12 protein-coding genes and 1 pseudogene are annotated in these 18,186 nt (G+C 36.8%); 1 reads left to right on the top strand and 12 read right to left on the bottom strand.

Going from position 1 to position 18,186, the window contains the following annotated elements; translation table 11 throughout:
* Positions 1–298 precede the first annotated feature (298 nt).
* Positions 299–1,483 carry an MFS transporter gene (locus MKX39_RS05170; RefSeq protein WP_340761828.1) on the top strand — a complete coding sequence of 395 codons (1,185 nt, stop codon included), beginning with the start codon at positions 299–301 and terminating at the stop codon, positions 1,481–1,483.
* Positions 1,484–1,633: 150 nt separating this feature from the next.
* On the opposite strand, the gene MKX39_RS05165 is transcribed toward MKX39_RS05170, so the two are convergent.
* From MKX39_RS05165 to MKX39_RS05110, 12 genes and pseudogenes are all read right to left on the bottom strand, one after another.
* Complete coding sequence (locus MKX39_RS05165; protein ID WP_340768648.1) at positions 1,634–4,228, bottom strand: VWA domain-containing protein; 2,595 nt, start codon at positions 4,226–4,228, stop codon at positions 1,634–1,636.
* Positions 4,212–5,969, bottom strand: coding sequence for a vWA domain-containing protein (locus MKX39_RS05160; RefSeq protein ID WP_340768647.1), 1,758 nt, complete (start codon positions 5,967–5,969; stop codon positions 4,212–4,214). Before MKX39_RS05160 ends, MKX39_RS05165 begins: the two co-directional genes overlap by 17 nt.
* 11 nt (positions 5,970–5,980) lie before the next feature.
* Positions 5,981–6,856, bottom strand: coding sequence for a DUF58 domain-containing protein (locus MKX39_RS05155; RefSeq protein WP_340768646.1), 876 nt, complete (start codon positions 6,854–6,856; stop codon positions 5,981–5,983).
* Complete coding sequence (locus MKX39_RS05150) at positions 6,853–7,845, bottom strand: AAA family ATPase (protein ID WP_340768645.1); 993 nt, start codon at positions 7,843–7,845, stop codon at positions 6,853–6,855. The genes MKX39_RS05155 and MKX39_RS05150 overlap by 4 nt, the downstream gene beginning before the upstream one ends.
* 12 nt (positions 7,846–7,857) lie before the next feature.
* A complete protein-coding gene (locus tag MKX39_RS05145; RefSeq protein WP_340768644.1) occupies positions 7,858–9,258 on the bottom strand; it encodes a hypothetical protein in 1,401 nt (466 codons plus the stop codon).
* 13 nt (positions 9,259–9,271) lie between these two features.
* Positions 9,272–10,114, bottom strand: a complete 843-nt coding sequence (locus tag MKX39_RS05140) for an ABC transporter permease (protein WP_093535474.1) — start codon at positions 10,112–10,114, stop codon at positions 9,272–9,274.
* A pseudogene (locus MKX39_RS05135) lies at positions 10,115–11,044 on the bottom strand (ATP-binding cassette domain-containing protein).
* Positions 11,041–13,449: a hypothetical protein gene (locus MKX39_RS05130; protein WP_340768642.1), complete on the bottom strand. Its 2,409-nt coding sequence runs from the start codon at positions 13,447–13,449 to the stop codon at positions 11,041–11,043. Before MKX39_RS05130 ends, MKX39_RS05135 begins: the two are co-directional and overlap by 4 nt.
* 57 nt (positions 13,450–13,506) lie before the next feature.
* Entirely contained in the window at positions 13,507–14,382 is an 876-nt protein-coding gene (locus MKX39_RS05125; protein ID WP_093535480.1) for a LysR family transcriptional regulator, read from the bottom strand.
* Between the two features lie 282 nt (positions 14,383–14,664).
* Positions 14,665–15,105 carry a cyclic-di-AMP-binding protein CbpB gene (gene cbpB, locus MKX39_RS05120; RefSeq protein ID WP_093535482.1) on the bottom strand — a complete coding sequence of 147 codons (441 nt, stop codon included), beginning with the start codon at positions 15,103–15,105 and terminating at the stop codon, positions 14,665–14,667.
* A gap of 103 nt (positions 15,106–15,208) precedes the next feature.
* Positions 15,209–15,976, bottom strand: coding sequence for a 2,4-dienoyl-CoA reductase (gene fadH / locus MKX39_RS05115; RefSeq protein WP_093535484.1), 768 nt, complete (start codon positions 15,974–15,976; stop codon positions 15,209–15,211).
* An 86-nt stretch (positions 15,977–16,062) separates the two neighbouring features.
* Positions 16,063–18,102 (bottom strand): sensor domain-containing protein, encoded by a 2,040-nt coding sequence (locus MKX39_RS05110; RefSeq protein ID WP_340768640.1) that lies wholly within the window; start codon positions 18,100–18,102, stop codon positions 16,063–16,065.
* Positions 18,103–18,186 lie beyond the last annotated feature (84 nt).

Raw genomic sequence — 18,186 nt, 5'->3', positions numbered from 1 at the left:
TACCATATACACTATTTTAGTGATTGAAAGAGAGAATGAATAATAATACTACTGGTTTCTATTTCAGCGGGCGCTTTCAGCGTGGGGAGCGTAGCGAGGAAGCGGCTGAAGCCGTGCCCACAGAAAGCGTCCGCTCGCAGCGAAAATCAACGGCATATTTTTAGAAGATTGGGCGTCTTTTTTCTCGGTTTTTTTTATGTTAAATATTATATAATTCGTTACTCGAAAGTTTTTATTCTTTTAGGAATATGGTAGAATCTATAGACGCATAAAAGTAATTACAGAAAGCAGGAGTATTATGGCGAAGAAAACAAATAGTTCGGCATTATATATTTTAATGTTCAATATGTTTATTGCTATGTCGGGGATAGGATTAGTAATTCCAGTAATGCCTCAATACCTAGAAACCTTTGGTGTTGCAGGTCAAGCTCTCGGATTTATTATAGCTTCCTTTGCATTAGGTCAGTTTCTATTTTCCCCACTTGCAGGTGACCTATCTGATAAACTAGGACGAAAAAAACTAATTATTGTAGGATTGGTCATTTTTTCGGCATCTCAATTATGGTTTGGGTTAGCTACATATGAATGGATGTTGTATGCTGCACGATTTATAAGTGGTATTGGGGGAGCCTTTTTAATACCAGCCACTATGGCATTTGTTGCAGATATTACTACATTAGAAGAGCGTGGGAAAGGAATGGGATTCTTAGGAGCTTCTATGTCACTAGGCTTTATGATTGGACCAGCGCTTGGAGGATTTTTAGCAAGTGTAAGCTTATCGTTCCCATTTTACATGGCATCTTTAGCAGCTTTGATTGCAGGAATAATATCTTTAATCATTCTACCCGATATTAAAAATACTGTTTCCGAAATACCGTCGGAGCCTAAAAAGCGCGAAAACATCATCACACAGATGAAAAATTCAGTGAAGACACCTTACTTCATGATGTTAATCATAATTTTTGTTTTCACTTTTGGAATAGCAAACTTCCAAACGACGTTCTCATTATATGTAGATCATAAGTATAACTATACTCCACAGGATATTGCTGTTGTCTTAACAGTTGGTGGGTTTATAGGTGTCATCGTGCAAACGTTAGTAGTGGAGAAACTATTTAAACGTTTTGGCGAATTAAATGTTATCTTAGTCAATTTGGTTGTTGCTGCAATAGCTTTTCTACTATTCTTTGTAGTAGACGGCTTTGCACTTGTATTACTTGTCGCATCTATCTTCTCTACTGCAACTACACTCATCCGACCAGCAGTAAATACAGTAATTTCTAAAATGGCTGGTAATGAGCAAGGATTTGCTGCTGGTATGAATAATGCTTATATGAGTTTAGGAAGTATGATTGGACCAGCGCTAGCAGGGATGTTTTTTGATATTAATATAAGCTATCCGTTCATTGTAGGATCTATCATACTACTAGCTTCGTGGGCTATCACACTTATATGGATTAAAAGAAAAAACCCGATAATTTAATTTCGAATTAACTTATCAATACTCTTTCTCGGAAGTGAAATTTGATTAAGACGTTTTTGCTGTATGATTTCCGAGTGAAATTTTAAGGATGCTTGATGGTTATGACTTCTGTCACAACCATCAAGCATCCTTTTTTGGTAAATTTATGCCTTATCTCTTTTTCTTTTCTCTAACTAGTTTCCCCACGTAGGTTGTAGTCGTATTTACTGGCTCCGCTTTTTTACCAGATCTTTTGAACGGAGAAAGCAATAGGTGGAAACCAAATCTTCTTATTGTAATATCGATAAAGAACAAGAAGATAGCTAACAATAGAAGAGACTGTTGAATAGATTGTTTCTCTGAACTAGAGAGTTCCATTTCTCGGAAAGCTTCAGATGGTTCAGTTAGCATCTTTCCATTTGTTCTACTTGTAATCATCTCCAGAATTGCTGTATTCGGCTTTTGTATTTTGTATTCCTCGCTATAAGGAACGGAAATACCTGCCTGGTAAACAGCATCTTGTTCATTGGAAATTCGGAAAAACACTAATCCTGGTTCACTATCTATTGTTACCCTTGCTTTACCTGGTGCAATTGCTTCAGATGTAACAGAAACCTCTTCGCCTTTTTCATTGACAACTGCTACGTCCAAAAATGATGACTTTCCTGACGGATCTGTAACAGTAAAGGATTCATCCGAGGACTTTTGAATAGAAAAAGGCACCTCACTATATGCTGGTAGTAACCTGGAGACTGCTGTATTCCAAAAATCTCCCCAATTAGCCCATCTCGCTAGGTCACCACTCCATTCACCAGTGGAATCCGATGTAAAAGCAATTGTGCGACCGAGTCCATACATCCATTCAGCTAATACCGGATCCTCTTTTTCACTTTCAACAACAACGGAAGCTGTTTGTTTAGGTGTTGTGGCAATATAGGCATTCATTTGAGGAACTCCTTCTGCAAACAAACTTGTCCATGCAGCATCTCCAAAAATAGTGGGATAGAACGGATTATCTTCAATATAGGTTCTTGAGATAATTGCTGTCTCGGTGGACATTATAGCAGGAATAGTAGATTCATCTTGGACATCGTAGAACGTGCCCCCTCCCATTTCTGCTAAACTTTCTAGTAAAGATCTATCCGCATCTTGCCCAACTGCAACAGTGGAGACTGTTATTAATCCCTCTTTACCACCTTCTATCAACGTTTGATAGTCATTGTTGGTAGCTGACTGACCATCTGTCAACAAGATAATATGTTTTCGCTGAAGTTTAAGAGGTGATAAATTTTCGTATGCTAGCGCTAAGCTCGTATAAATTTCTGTTCCTCCGCCTGTCCCTACAGATAGTATGCTTTCTACAGCTGTTTCTTGGTCATTCAATGGAGCAGTCTCAATTATTTCCCATGGTCGATCATCAAAAGCGATAAATCCGAGTGTATCTCCTTCTCGAAGCATTTCTACAGAACGTGCTGCTGCTTCCTTCGCATATTCTAATTTTGTTCCACTCATACTACCTGACCTATCCATAACGATAATTAACCCCAGTGAAGGCAGTTGTTGCTTTCCTTTTATCTCCATCTCCACTGGTAATAATCGCTCAATAGGACTCTTAAAATAGCCTCCTAAGCCAAAGCTGTTTTTCCCTCCGACCATCATAAAGCCTACACCAAAGTTTTTCACAGCCTGTTCAATAACCATCATCTTCTGTTCACCGACGACATGACCAGGTACATTATCAAATATAATCGCATCATATGATAAATAATTTGATAAATCAAAAGGCAGGACACCTGCATCTATAACATCCGTTGTAATCGCTTGTTGATCAATGACTGTGGCAATATTAGAAGAATTACCGTCATGCGTAACTATTAGAAGTCGTGGAGAACTCTCTACATTTGTGACACTTGTCAACTTGTTATTCTCTATTAGTCCATCCTCGGCCAGCACAACTTGTACTTCATATTTAAGTAATCCTTCGCCCTTAGATGCATTTCTAAATGTATACGTATTAGTGCCAGGTTCTACATTTATTTGTTCGCGCGTGAGTAGCTGATCATTTTGATATAGAAGTAACTCGGCCACTGCTTCACTTGTGGCATCTAGGGTAACATTTAATTGTTGCTGTTCTCCTTCAAAAGCCACAGGCGGCGTCTCAAAGGAAGTTATAGCGACATCTTCCGATGACAGTCGAGCCATTTGAACAACATCTATCGTGACATTCCCTCCTGCGATTTTCACAATTTCATCACTAACAGATCCAATTGTTTCTATCCCATCTGTAAAGAGGACAATTCTTGTAGCTTTGTTTGGCTCAATAATACCTGTTGAAAGCTGCAGGGCTTTCGCTAAATCTGTATTACTTGGATCTGACATAGGAGTGAAAACTGGTAAATTCACTTCTCCCGTTGTTAGTGCTACTTCCGTTTGAAAATTCTCTGCAAATGTATAAACACCTACTAAATGGCTCATTTTTTTAGATTTTAAACTTTCATCTACCCACTCCGTTATTTGTTTGTCAGTTCCTTGTAGAGAAGCAGAGCGATCTACCAAAAACAGAACCTGCTCTTCTTTGATAGGTAACAAAAGATAGGGATTAGTAATTCCTAATATTAAGCACAGAATAGCCAGTATCCGTATACTAAAGACTACTTTCCCCTCTCGCTTAAAGATTTTCTTATCTTTTCGCCAAGTCCAAAGAAAATAAAAGCCAATAGGAATTAATAGTAAAAGCCAAAGTGGTTGGTCAACTCGTAAATCCACGTCTTCTTTGCACCTCCCACTCTATTACAAATAGTAAAATTAGTAATATTAATATAAATGGAACAAAGGAATTGGCTTGATAGTCTTCCTCAGCATTCATCTGTTGTCCATTCACTTTATATGAAGTACCTTTTTCAATTACTTTTTCCTCTTGAGGCAATATGACAGAAAGATTCTTCTCAGCATCTTTCGAACGTAGAACATATAAGCCTGGTTTATTTGGTGCTACAAACTTCCCACCATTTTCAATAGCATACTCATATTCATCATTCTTCGTATAAATTTCCCACTCGTCCAAAGCACCAAGAGATAAAGGCTTTCTCTCGTTAGGAGTGAATGTTCCTAAATAATCACTTCCTGATGAAAGTTGCTCCTTAACACTCCACATAAATAGTGGAAACGTAGGACTCAGTGGCCAATCTGTCATTTGAATATCTGCAAGGATAATAATATTTCCAGATGGTGAGGTTTGGATGAATGGATCATCCCCTACAGAAGCAATAGTAGTATAGCCCTCTATAGGCGGATACACTGAACTCACATATATGTCCCTTAAATCAGCAAAAGCAAATAATGGAGATTCAGTTGTCTGAACGTTTCCATTTACTTCCTTTGGTATAGCATCGTTCCTGCCTATATATAAGATTGGCCTTTCATCCTCTATATTTACGCCAAACTGATTGGTGACCATCATACCTTCATCCTTCAACAAACCAACTTGCTCTGGAGGAACACTACTCACTTTAATGTCTAATGACTGAAAAGCAGTTCGAACTAGCGAATGTATGGTGCTATCTATGAAAACATTAGACAATTGATCCTGCATGAATATAATATTTTCATTATCTAAAAGGTAAGAATCTTGGATGTCTATATTTGCTTTTAAATAACTTGAATTGACTAGTTCATCAAAAGATAATGTAATCGTTTCTTTTGGCGGTAAATTGACAACTTCCGTTACTAATATTTTCTCTTCATTGGATATCGTCAGCTCTGTTGTACTCTCTTTTTCTGACTGATTTTCAATTTGAACTAGTGTAGAAATTCCATTTGCTGTTTCTGTTGCACCAAATCTTTTAATAGATGCATTGGTAACCTCAGTTGTTAAAGCTTCCACATTCCAGCTTACATTTTCATGTTGCAACGGAAGAGATTGCCTTTCTAAATCATCTGTAAAAATATACACAGAGGTTGCTTTATCCTGAAAAAAGGATTGGGTAAAATCAAGAGACTTTGACATATTTTCTGCTTCATAGCTTATCTCTAGTTTATTTATCTCTTTAATCATTTGCTCTGTATTCTTTTCTTGCCTCAATAGGACAACTGGCTCATTTCCCGTTGTGATTAATGTTAAGGGCTTACCCGATAATTCCTCGACTAACTCAAGCATTTTACTTCTATGCTGTTCAAAAAGAGAAGTAGCGTTATTTACATTTACTTTCATCGTTGCAGAAGTATCTACGACAAACACAATCTGTTCCCCAGCAATCGATTTTGTTTTCCAATAAGGTTGAAGTAATGCTAGAACAAGCAAAAGCATGGCGAGCATTTGTAAATAAAACAAAGCATTCCGCTGCAAATGTTGTAAATATGGGGATGCCTTTGTTTCTTTCATTGCCTCCTGCCAAAACAGTGTAGAGGAAACAGATTTTTTTACATATTTTTTTCGAAAAAAATAATATAAAAGCACAGCAATTGGGAAAATGGCTGTCCAAGAATATATTAACTGATTAATACCCAAACCTATTCACCTCATTGCACCCAATTTGCTCTTAATAATTGTTGAAACATTGTATGTGATATTCCTTCATGTGCATTTACCTGCAGTATTTTAATACCAAACTTATGACAAAGTAGTTCTAATCGTTGTTGATGCTCTTTTCTTTCTCGATGAAATGATTCAAGTACTCTGGAGGAAATAGAGACATTTACTTGTTCCAACGTTTCAATATCTTCTAATTGAACATCCCCACCGTATGATGGAGCGAGCTCCTCATCAGTAACTACTTGTAATATTCGAATATCACCAGCGAATTTTGGCAATTTCTGTAGAAATCGTTCCCATGACTCAATACTTTCTAAGCAATCTGTAATCACAAACAATACAGTACTATCTTTCGGTAAAAAAGGAAGTGCATTATCTGTAAAAGTGGAAGTCATTTCTGGTTCGTCTATGTCAGAAATAGTTTGAACGAACGCTTTTCGGTAGGTTGCACCCTTTCTTCTAAAGGGCGGCTTTTTGTCTTCATTAACAGCTGAAAAAGATAATCGATCATCTCTCTGTAATACAAGAATTCCTAAAGAAGCAGCTAATTGCTTAGCAAAGTTCCATTTCAGTGAATCTCCCATAGACTTAGTCGTATCAAGTAAGATATGCACTCGCATTTCTTGTTCGTCTAAAAAACGTTTAATAAAATACTTGTCTGTACGTGCATAAACATTCCAATCTATTTGCCGTACATCATCACCTGGCGAGTATTCGCGAAAATCCGAAAAATCTAGAGATGCACCAAAACGCTGAGATCGGTGGGAGCCTTTATGTTGGCCTCTGAGTTTCGATTTAGTTGAGATGGATAATCTACTTAGCTTACCTGCCCAATCCTTTGGTACTAATTGTTCACTACTCATACAACTTGTCCTTGTTTTACTGTTTGTAAGATAAGATCGATTAGTGCATCTGCCGTTTTACCTTCCGCTTCCCCTTCATAATTGAGTAATAAACGATGTCTCAATACCGGTTTAGCCACTGTTTTAATATCCGCTATCGACACATGATATCTCCCAGCAACCAATGCTCTCGCTTTGGCTAACTTTATGAGACTTTGTAATCCACGAGGACCACTTCCATATTGAACATATTGGGCTATTTCAGGGATGCTTGCTTCCTCAGGATGCGTTGCGGCAATAATATCTACTGCATATTCCAACATATCATCTGCTATAAGGACTTCCTTTACCATTTGCTGTGCACGCACTATTTCTTCTGCGTTCATTACTTTATTCAGTTGAATCGTTAATCCACCTGTCGTGCGTTTTGTTATTTCCATTAACTCGGCTTTAGAAGGATATGCTACTAATATTTTACATAAAAACCGGTCCATTTGAGCTTCTGGTAAAGGGTAGGTACCTTCCATTTCAATTGGATTTTGCGTTGCAAGGACGAAGAAAGGTCGGTCCATTTGTTTAGTGTCACCGAGCACGGTAACTGTTTTTTCTCCCATAGCCTCTAACAGTGCACTTTGTGTTTTAGGTGTGGCGCGATTTATCTCATCAGCTAACACCATTTGGCTAAAGATTGGTCCCTTTTGAAAGGTAAATTGTTGTTTACCATTTTCTAATCTTTCAATCATACTAGTACCAGTTATATCAGATGGCATTAAATCAGGCGTGAATTGAATACGTGAAAAGGATAAATCTAACACTTCCGAAACTGTCCGTATGAGCATTGTTTTACCCAATCCGGGTAATCCCTCGAGGAGGGCATGCCCATCAGCCAACACACAATAAATGGAGAATTCAACAGCCTCCTTTTGACCAACTATAAATTGACCTATTTCCGTTCGAACATCATCTAAACGCTTACTCATATCCATATAGTCTTCTGTTGTATAAGTCATGTTTCCCCTCCGTTATTCTCTTTTTTCAACTGATGAAAAGTAATCTTGAACGATTCTTTGTAAGTCAGCTGGTAATTGCATGCGCTCGGAACTTTTTATATAAGACTCCGAATAATCATTAACTACCTCTTTATATGGTCTTGATGAGCCGCGTGTTATAGCAGTATCCGCTGGTTGTTCACTAGCAGAATTTCCGTCTCCAAGTCCACCTGAATCGACTGAAGTTTTCCCGTTTCCACCAATCCTTGTAGGTATAGACAGTAAATCTCTACTTCCTGAACCTAAACCTGCTCCTGACCCTGTTCCTTGGCCTTGACCCTGTCCTTGGCCTTGTCCTTGTCCCTGTCCCTGTCCTTGTCCTTGTCCCTGTCCTTGTCCTTGTCCCTGTCCTTGTCCTTGTCCCTGTCCTTGTCCCTGTCCTTGTCCCTGGCCTTGACTTTGACTTTGACTTTGACTTTGACTTTGTCCTGCGCCAGAATTAGGTGGATTTTTTCCCTGCTGCCCATTTTTATTGCTTGAAGATTGCGAACTATTATTTTGAGCTGCCCCAGCACTGTATGGTAAAGATTTCCCCATCTTACTTAGTGTAGTTCGAGAATTTGATGCACTTTTAGCTAGTGCATTATTAATATCCTCTAACGAAGCGAGTTCTTTTTGCTCCTCGGTACTTAAAGAGGATTCAGACGTCCCTTCTTGTTCGGCTACCTTTTTCTTTTCTTCTAGCTTCTGTTCTTTTAGTGCTAATTCTTTTTGCTTTTTCACCACTTCACGCAAAGTTTCTTCTGCTATATCTAAATCTTTAAGTTTTTCTTTAAGATCATTCAATTCTTTTTTTACTGGCTTTGACAATTCCTTTTTCTCAAGCTTACTTACTTCTTTCTTTAGTTCCTTTACAATCTCTTTCTCTTGTTCCAAATCCTTAGCTTCTAATTGCGTTGCAGCTGGGAATACATACAAACTGAGAACTGCTGCAAAAGCCAAAACAAGCCCTATAATCCATTTGGGCTTAAAGTATTTTTTGTCACGCTTCTTAAAAAGAAGGAAAGCACTCTCACTGTTTGTTTCTGCTTTGTCTATTAATCCTTTAGCAAGAAGAGATTTCCCCTCTAGAAAACTTAAAGCACTTACAAGTAAATTATCAACAAAATATGCGTCCAACTTTTGCACTGCTTCTCCACTTGAGGGTCTTTTCCAAAAAGCATAAAGATAAGTGCCTATAAAAACAGAACTTCCAACAATGATGGAAGTTCTTAAATAATATGGAAAGACAAATAAACGAGATACCAATAGGATAAGCGCAGTGGCACTAAAACCATAAAAGAGGGCCGCTTGGAGCATTCTGACATAATGCTCCATAGCTAGACTATTTCTTGCCCTTTGGACGTATCTGATCAGTTTTTTCGGAGTAGTCATCCATTTGTCCTCCTTATTTTGTCCGTTTCATATTTACTCGTAATTTTTTCACCGATATGAAAATTGATATTACTGTAATACAAATATAGAAGATGGCGTAGCCTGCCCAAATAGGGAAATCGACCTTCGTTGTATCTGTTATAAATGTATCTGACCCTGGTGATATAAGTGTTAAGACGAGGACCACCGGATTTATACTCGCAAAGAAATGCCCGAACGGGGAAGATGCTATCGAACCAGCTACCATGCTGTTCATTCCTGTAATTACTAAGTAAATAAAACCCGTCACCGCACTTAAGAAAATCATTGTTCCATATGTTGCAATCATAGAAACAATCGTCTTACGAATGATGGTCGAGTACATAATTCCAATACTTCCAATAGCAAGCATCGTTAAAAAGAAAAACAAGAATATAATTCCTAATTGACCTGGTGATACCCCACCGAATAAGAAAACCATACTATAAATAGGTAATCCGGCTATTAATAATAGTAATAAAAAGGCAATAGATGACGTTAATTTGCCCGAAATAATTTGGAAAGAAGTTTGTGCGGTCGTTAATAATATATTCAATGTTTGTTTCTCCCGCTCTGAGCTAATAGCACCTGCCGTTAAGCCTGGAGTGATGAAAAGTATTAAACCTAATTGTATATAAGTAAGCATTGCAAACATAAAAAAGCTTTCTTCTGGACGGAAATATCCAGTTCCTGTAAATTGAGTTGTTAGTAAGATAAATCCAAAGACAAAAATACACATAGCAATTAAATAAAATAGAATTCCTACAAAACTTTTTGGGGAACGAAAGCGCAACTTTATTTCCTTTACCAATACCGGGTTAGAAAACACCTGCTTCATTTATTTCGCTCCTTTCGTTATTTCCATAAAGACATCCTCAAGATCCGTTTCTGTCTCGGCGAAGGAAATAATTCTAATCGAATGGTCCATTGCCTTTTTAAGTAAATCGATTTGATCGTCATCAGTCCCTCGATAATTGAAGGTCACTGAATTTTTATCCGTGTGTAATTCCACAGAAGAGACAAAAGGATCCTCTTCAAAAAAAGTAGCAACATTTTCTAATAATCCTTTTACTTTCACCGTAATATGTCTTTCTCCTGCAAGCTGAGCTTGGATATCTGCAACGGAGCCATGCGCGATCAGTCTTCCCCCATCTATTACACCTATTTCATCACACATTTCCGCTAACTCCGGTAATATATGGGAGGATATAAGAATCGTTTTCCCCATTCCTTTTAGCTGCTTTAAAATATCTCTCATCTCTACCCGCGCTCTTGGATCAAGTCCAGAAGCTGGTTCATCCAATATAAGAACCTTTGGATCATGTATCAATGCTCGTGCAAGGCATAAGCGTTGTTTCATCCCTCGTGAAAGTAAATCCACATATTCATAACGCTAATGAGTCAAGTTCACTAGTTCGAGCAACTGTGGAATTAATACTTTTCTTTCCGCTTCAGAAATCCCATAACTAGCGCCATAAAAATCTAAATATTCATTTGCTTTCAACTGATCATACACTCCAAAAAAGTCAGGCATATAACCAATTTGTTTACGTACTTCACTTGCATCTGTCCTTACACTTTTGCCATTTACAATGGCGTCACCAGAGGTTGGTTGCAGTAATGTAGCCAGTATAGAAAAAGTGGTCGATTTTCCTGCTCCGTTTGCACCTACGAAACCAAATACAGTGCCTTCTTGTAGCGTTAAATTTAGATCATTAAGTGCAAAAAATGAGCCGTATTTTTTAGTTAATCCTTTAATTTCTATCATTGCTTCACTTCCCCCTTCATACGCACTTCTGGAAGTCGTGTATATGGATCGCCTTGTACTGATTTTTTAATTAATTTGTATTGGATTACTCCTGATTGATCGATATACGTATTAATATTTTCATTTAAAGTAAATCGACTTTCTGTAATCTCTTCAAAAGATTTTGTTTCTAAGTTCCAAATTTCAATAGTATGAGAATTTCGATCTGTATTCGCTATCTGTAACTGCGTCCAATTCACCTTATCTAAAGGAAGTGTGTCTGGAACTTTCCAGTGCACATTATATTCTCCATCATCTAAATACCACTCGAAGTTATTGCCTTGGACTGGTTCCATGTATTTACCGAATTGCTCGGTATTTACAACTACTGAGAACGTATTAGCTGGGAGTGTAAATTCACCAGAGAAAATAGTAGTAGCTGTGAAAGGTTGAATAACTAAATGCAAGGCAGAAAGCTCCACTTTTTTATCCTTCAACTCAACTGGAAGAATATTATCTTCTGCAAAACCAGTTATAGCAGGTGTTGAATTTGAATTATTTAACATAAGACTTGATGAATAAAGTGCTTGCTTACGTTGTGTTATTAGATCCATTTGATTTGCATTATATGTTCCATAGCTTGCACTAGCGTATGGGTTAGAAATGGGCATTAACATAACGGTACCCAAATCCTTATTTATCTCTATTTTTTCTCCAGCAGCCATGTCACCTAACTTATATAGCTTACTACCCGACCAAATAGAAACATCCTTTAAGCCAAAAGGAAAATTACTTTGAACTGTACCATGTATTTTACTAGAATCTACTGTTAAATCTACATTAAAGTTACCTACATCTTGCAATTGGGTCTCCCCAAATAAGGAAGATACAGACCAATAACCAACATCACGGAAGATCAGTTCACTCTTGGCTGCATGTTTTTCCATAATAGCATTTTCATGCACATTTGCAGTTTGACCTGTTAATGAGTTAGTACCTCTTTTTGCAACCATCGTAGTAGTATTTGGCGCTTCAAAAGTGAAATCTCCACCTTTGTTACTCAATATAGATTCAGCATAATATCCTTGTAGGCTCTTATCTTCATTTACTTGAAGAAATGATGATTGCTGAACTTGCGGCCTTGCTATTCGATCCTTGGCGCCGTATCCAAAAATAGCCAGGGATGCAATTATTGCAGTGAGAGGAATGATACCCCAAGCATACTCGCGCTTATCTTTTCTTTTCAAAATAATATATAACAGTGGAACTATTATGATCATATAAAATACGACAATTCCAATCATTAGTGGTGTAGATACCTTAAAGGAACTAAATAACGAATTCGTTTCCCCTAGATTGTATACAAGCTCGTCTTTCATATTATAACCATACATACTTTGTGTATTTTTCACTTGAACTGACTGCAATATAGTAGACATTAAGTCATTATAAACGGGATCATCTGCCAATGGTGCATCCCCTAGTGAAAAAGTGGTTTGGATGATTGTTCCGCTTCCCAATTGTTTCTTGCCAGCTAGTATCATCCCATCAAGTTGGACTAGTGGGGTAGACCCATTGTTTAAAGTCGCATCATATAACTTTAAATCATTAGTCAACAAGCTCCCTGTTAATGCACTTAGATTCTGAGGAGTAATACTTTGTGTTGTCGTATGTAAGTTTAGTGGTAAATAGTCAGCTAGATTTCCAAGCTCACCTATTACATTATCAGAGGCTCCAATTACTATTATTCCACCTGACGATACATAATCGATAAATGCTTGCTGTTGTTGTTCCGTTAAATCAGCAATTACAAACTCATCGATAATAATATAATCTGCCATTTCCCAAGCAACCCCTTCATCAGGTAACGTAAAGTTACTCTGCTGGGCTACATGGATAATTTCGTTGTTCACCTGATTTGGTTGTTTCAGTTGAGTGAGAACCTTTAAGCGATCTGCACTTTCCGTCAATGTTAAATAGAAAGTCGTTGCAGGGTCTGAAAAATTTGGTTTCACCGTCTTATTTCCTTTGTAGGCAATAGATTTCCCTTTTTCCCATCCTCCTTCAAAAAAGTGAATCAACTGAACACTATTTCCAGAATACATATAGTCTTCCGATAGCCCACTTGCTGCAATTTGGATAGTTTTTGTTTCCCCTGCGCCAATTTCAAAAGGAATAGACTGGGCATTTCCTAACCGATAGGATTCCGCTAAATCTAGGACGATGTCACCTGAAAATGCATCTCCCTTGTTTTCTACGGTTAGAGTTATAGGCAATCCTTCCCCATATTTTGCTTTTCCATTAAACCCAGTTGTTACTTTTACATTTAGTTCAGGTTCAGGTGCAGCTAAAGCTTCTAATGATGGCGTAAATATTAAATAAAATATTAATGCTGAAATAACCACCACAAACTTTTTAATATACATCTTTTTCCCCCCTTGTCTATATATGTATTAGTACGTTAATGGTATCGTTAGGTTCCATTATTGAAAGTTATTTGCATGTTTTTTTACAATTTCGACAAAAGCATTAACCTGGGGTAAATTGAAAGCCGCATCATAGCCGATTAACCATGTATCTCTTGTCAATTCAAATTGCTCTTCATTATTCGTTAATGGTATTTTGTTGACATCTTCATGACCCGTTAAAGTGATCGACGGTAGAATTGCATAACCTATTCCATTTAGCGCCATTTGCTTACAAGTTTCAATTTGATCGACAATAATTTGCCTTTTCGGATTAACCGTAAAATGTTTTTGCCACCATTGTTGAATTTCCTGGTAGTAGTTAGAATCACTTTTAAATTGAATAAAGGGCTTATCCGTCGTCAACACTTCCTCTATCGACGTCATCTCCTTGTCCACCAAATATAAAGTATCTCTAAATAAATGAATCTTATTTCCCTTCCAGTCAGATTGGCCACGCACTATGCCAATCTGCGCCTCGCCATCATAAATAGATTTCACAATTTCTGAGCTCCATCCGGTCAATAATGAGATTTTCGCTTCTGGATAAGTTTGTACAAAGTCTTTTAATACTTTTGGCAGCCAATTTTGTCCAACGATCGAAGCACATGCAATTTTCAATGTCCCATGGACTTTCGATGATAAGGATTGAATTGCTTCAAATACTTCTTCTCTTTGTTGAAGCATCTGGTTAGCAAACTCAATGACAAGTTCCCCCTCTGGCGTAACCGTTAGACCTTTTTGTGATCTCAAAAAAAGCTTAGTATTCCACTCTTTTTCAATTGTTTGCAGCCTAAGAGACAATGCCGGTTGAGACAAAAACAGTCTTTCCGCTGCTTTTCTCATATTTTGTTCCTCAGCTAATGTACGAATTATTAAAAAGTCTGTTACCATTTGCTTACCTCTTTTCGGATAGGATTATTTTAAGCTTTATACGCTTATAAGAAAAAACGGATAGAAGCTCCCGGTACAGTACTATAAGTTCAAGGGTATCACTTCGGCGGGATGAGTGAGACAGATGAGATATTGTAGCGACGGTTATTGATCATCGCTACACCTGAACAAAAATCCTTAGTATTTATTCTCACATGGTCATAAACTCTATGTTCAAATGTATACTTTCCTAAAAAAAGAAGGCCAACTAGGATTGGCCTTCCCTTCTAACTGTTTAAAATTTTATTGTGCTTGATAAAGATACTTTTTCATTTGCTTTAAAATAACTCTTCTTGTTAAAATCCCCAAAAAGGTCTTCTCATCATCTACGACACAAATATACGGGTTATCTACTAATAAATCCAACCCTTTTTGAAATTTTTCATCTACATGAATAACCGCGATGTCTTTTTTCATAATATCGTCAACTTTTAAATCTGGTAAACGTTCATATTCAATATGTTCTAATCCTAAAATTTCATCCGTAATTTGTTGAGAGCTTATTAAACCCTGAAGTCTATATTTTACATCTAATACTGGAATCGAAGAATATCCAGTTTTAGTAAGTACAAGTAAAGCATGTTCTGCGTTATTTCCTAATTGTACATGTGCAACCTTCTCTGCAGAAATAATGAATTCCAAAATAGGAATTTGTAAAAAGTCTTTGCTGCTCACAGTTATCATTGCATCCTACTCCTTTGTTTGCTTTCATCATAAGAAAACACCCTATGTAACTATCATAGCATATTAAAGGAATAAAAAAACCATGTAATCGCTTACTTTTATGTTAGAAAGGATTAGGATTCAACCATTGCCCGCCATCTAACGTAACAATCTCTCCATTCATATATGAAGCCTTGTCGGATAATATAAATGTTGCGAGTTCTGCAATCTCCTCTGGTTTTCCAAGTCGGCCCAGTGGTACTGATTGAAGTGTTCGTTTCGCAGCTTCTTCAGATTCCCATAGTTTTCCTGCTCCACCAGTACGTTCGATAGGTCCTGGGGCTATACCATTTACACGGATACCATATTTACTTCCCCATTCAACCGCTAAAGTTCTTGTTAACGACATTACCCCAGCTTTTGCAGCAGCTGAATGGACAACTCCTGCTCCTGCCCCCCATGCATATGTAGCAAGCATATTTAAAATAGAACCTTTACTCCCCTTGCTAATCCAATAGTTTCCAATAGCACTTGAACAATAGAAAGAACCATTAAGTACGATATCGATTACTGCTTTCCAACCATTAGGGGAAAGTTTTTCAGCTTCTACTATAAAATTACCCGCTGCATTATTAACTAAACCATCAATATGGCCAAATGTTTGATCTGCAAATTGAATCATTGCTTCTACATGCTCAGGCTCACGAACATCCATTTGGAAGTACGCTATATTACTACCATATGCTTCTATTTCCTTTTTAGCGCTCTTCAACTTTTCTAAATCTCGGCCAGTTATGACTACATTTGCTCCTTCTGAAACAAATTTCATCGCCATGTATTTTCCCATCCCGTTTGAACCACCAGTAACTATTATCGTCTTCTCTTTTAACAATATAAACACCCCTTTAAATTGAATGAACATTCACTCATTATATTATCATAGATAATAAAAAAAAGCCGTAAATTCTCTAAACGAATTTACGGCTTTGTGCGTTGCATATAAGATTCATTGATATGTTCAATTGAGACAGGTTTACTGAACAAATAGCCCTGAGCTTTTTGGCAATTTGCCGCTTTGAGAATTTCTACTTGTCGATCCTTTTCCACTCCCTCAGCAATTACTTCCATCCCTAAGTTGTGCGCAAGTTGGATAATAGTTCTAGCAATAGCTGCATTTTTATCGTCTAATTCCATATCTTTGATAAAAGATTGATCTATTTTAATAATATCAATAGGATATTTCTTTAAATAACTTAGTGAAGAATAACCAGTTCCGAAGTCATCAATTGAAATAACAACTCCTATATTCTTCAGTTCTTTTAAAGTAGAAAAAGTATCTTGCATATCGGTCATAGCACTCTCGGTAATCTCCACTTCTAACGAACTCGGACTGATACCATACTTTTGTATTTTTTCGTTAATCTTTCTAGCGAAGTTATCTTGGATAAACTGTTTTGGCGATATATTTACTGCGATTCTAACTGGGCGATAGCCTTTTTCTTGCCAATACTTTAGCTGCTTACAAACTTCTTCTAGCACCCATTCTCCTATTTGCATAATCATTCCTGATTCTTCTGCAAGTGGTATAAAATTCATAGGTGATACATATCCAAACTTTCTATTATTCCAACGAAGTAATGCTTCAAACGAATTTATCTCACCAGTTACTAGATTAACTTGTGGCTGGTAATGGATAGAGAATTCTTCCTTCTCAATTGCTCTTCTTAAATGTGATTCCATTAATGCATCATTAGGAAAAGCTAAGTTCATTTGTTCTTGATAGAAACGGTAATGTGCCCTTCCTCTATCTTTAGCAATATATAATGCTTGATCTGCTTTGATAAGTAACTCATCCATTTTTTTCCCATCATAGGGGAACATCGAAATCCCAATTGAAGCCGTGACGAAATATTCTTGATGGTCTAAGTATAAAGGTTTAGAAAGTTCTAATAATATATTCTCTGCAAAGTCACTAGTTTCGTCTCTAGATTTACCAACCGCTATAAAAACAAATTCGTCGCCACTTTGTCTATATAAATTACTGGATTTATCAATATATAATCCAAGTCGATCTGCAATTTTCTTAAGCAATTCATCACCGTAATTGTAGCCAAGTGATTCATTTATCATTTTAAAACGATCTAAATCTATCCTAACTACTGAAATTTCAGTTCCTGACATTGCATTCACCACATTATCTTGTAAATGTTCCTTCAATGCACGTCTATTCCACAAGCCAGTAAGGTGATCATGATATGCAAGATAATATAGCTGTTCTTGTTCATCAGATTCTGCGGTTGTATCGCGCAGAACTAAGTGAAAAGTAGTCACAATATTATTTTTTTCCAGTGGGATAGCTTTTATATACATCGGTATATAATGCCCTTTAACATGCTGTATTAAGCAACTTTGCATTTCTGTAGGATAGCCTGTTAATGTTTGTTTCATCATTAACTGGAAATTTCTCCTCGAATTTTCGTCTATTAACATTTCAATAGATTGCCCTACTAAGTTTTTTGGATTATACCCTAAAATTTTTGAAGTAGTACCATTTAGATCGAGGATCTCTCCATTCTCAAAAACTGATATGACGGGGTCCAAATTATTATTAAAAAGAGACAGATATTTATCTTTAAACTCTTTTAAAATACTTATTTCTTTCTCCTCGTTCGTCCTATCATACATTGTCACACTATAGATCGGTTCTATTCCATCTTCTAGTAGGACAATGGTTATATCATATGTAAATAACTTTTTATGTATAGTAAAAGGTATATTTGGATAAAGCTTATGCTTACTATTATTGACAAGCATAGGTTGTAATTGGTTCAACACTACTTCTAATGTGCTTTGATCAAACGGATTTAAAATTGAAGTAGCAACATCATTTACATAAATTAATGAAAATTTATTTTGTTCCTCTTTTTTCAACAAAAATGTTGGAATCAAAGGATTTTCGTCGATAATCTTTATTAAATAATCACTGATAGCTAAATTTTTATTTGATGAATTATGCATATAGTCCTCCAATGATTACATAAAAGTACTTGATATATAAATAACTTTACTTCATTTTATCGGTTTGTTCACTACTTTCTTTAG

The sequence above is a fragment of the Psychrobacillus sp. FSL K6-1464 genome (assembly GCF_038003145.1).
In the GTDB taxonomy this organism is placed as follows: domain Bacteria; phylum Bacillota; class Bacilli; order Bacillales_A; family Planococcaceae; genus Psychrobacillus; species Psychrobacillus psychrotolerans.
This window is presented reverse-complemented; position numbering and strand designations above follow the sequence as displayed.

What these genes read in the sequence shown, in the direction of transcription:
- MKX39_RS05170 (WP_340761828.1), top strand. Translation starts at nt 299, where the DNA reads ATGGCGAAGAAAACAAATAGTTCGGCATTATATATTTTAATGTTCAAT.
- MKX39_RS05155 (WP_340768646.1), bottom strand. Translation starts at nt 6,856, where the DNA reads ATGAGTAGTGAACAATTAGTACCAAAGGATTGGGCAGGTAAGCTAAGT.
- MKX39_RS05150 (WP_340768645.1), bottom strand. Translation starts at nt 7,845, where the DNA reads ATGACTTATACAACAGAAGACTATATGGATATGAGTAAGCGTTTAGAT.
- MKX39_RS05145 (WP_340768644.1), bottom strand. Translation starts at nt 9,258, where the DNA reads ATGACTACTCCGAAAAAACTGATCAGATACGTCCAAAGGGCAAGAAAT.
- MKX39_RS05140 (WP_093535474.1), bottom strand. Translation starts at nt 10,114, where the DNA reads ATGAAGCAGGTGTTTTCTAACCCGGTATTGGTAAAGGAAATAAAGTTG.
- MKX39_RS05130 (WP_340768642.1), bottom strand. Translation starts at nt 13,449, where the DNA reads ATGTATATTAAAAAGTTTGTGGTGGTTATTTCAGCATTAATATTTTAT.
- MKX39_RS05125 (WP_093535480.1), bottom strand. Translation starts at nt 14,382, where the DNA reads ATGGTAACAGACTTTTTAATAATTCGTACATTAGCTGAGGAACAAAAT.
- cbpB (WP_093535482.1), bottom strand. Translation starts at nt 15,105, where the DNA reads ATGATAACTGTGAGCAGCAAAGACTTTTTACAAATTCCTATTTTGGAA.
- MKX39_RS05110 (WP_340768640.1), bottom strand. Translation starts at nt 18,102, where the DNA reads ATGCATAATTCATCAAATAAAAATTTAGCTATCAGTGATTATTTAATA.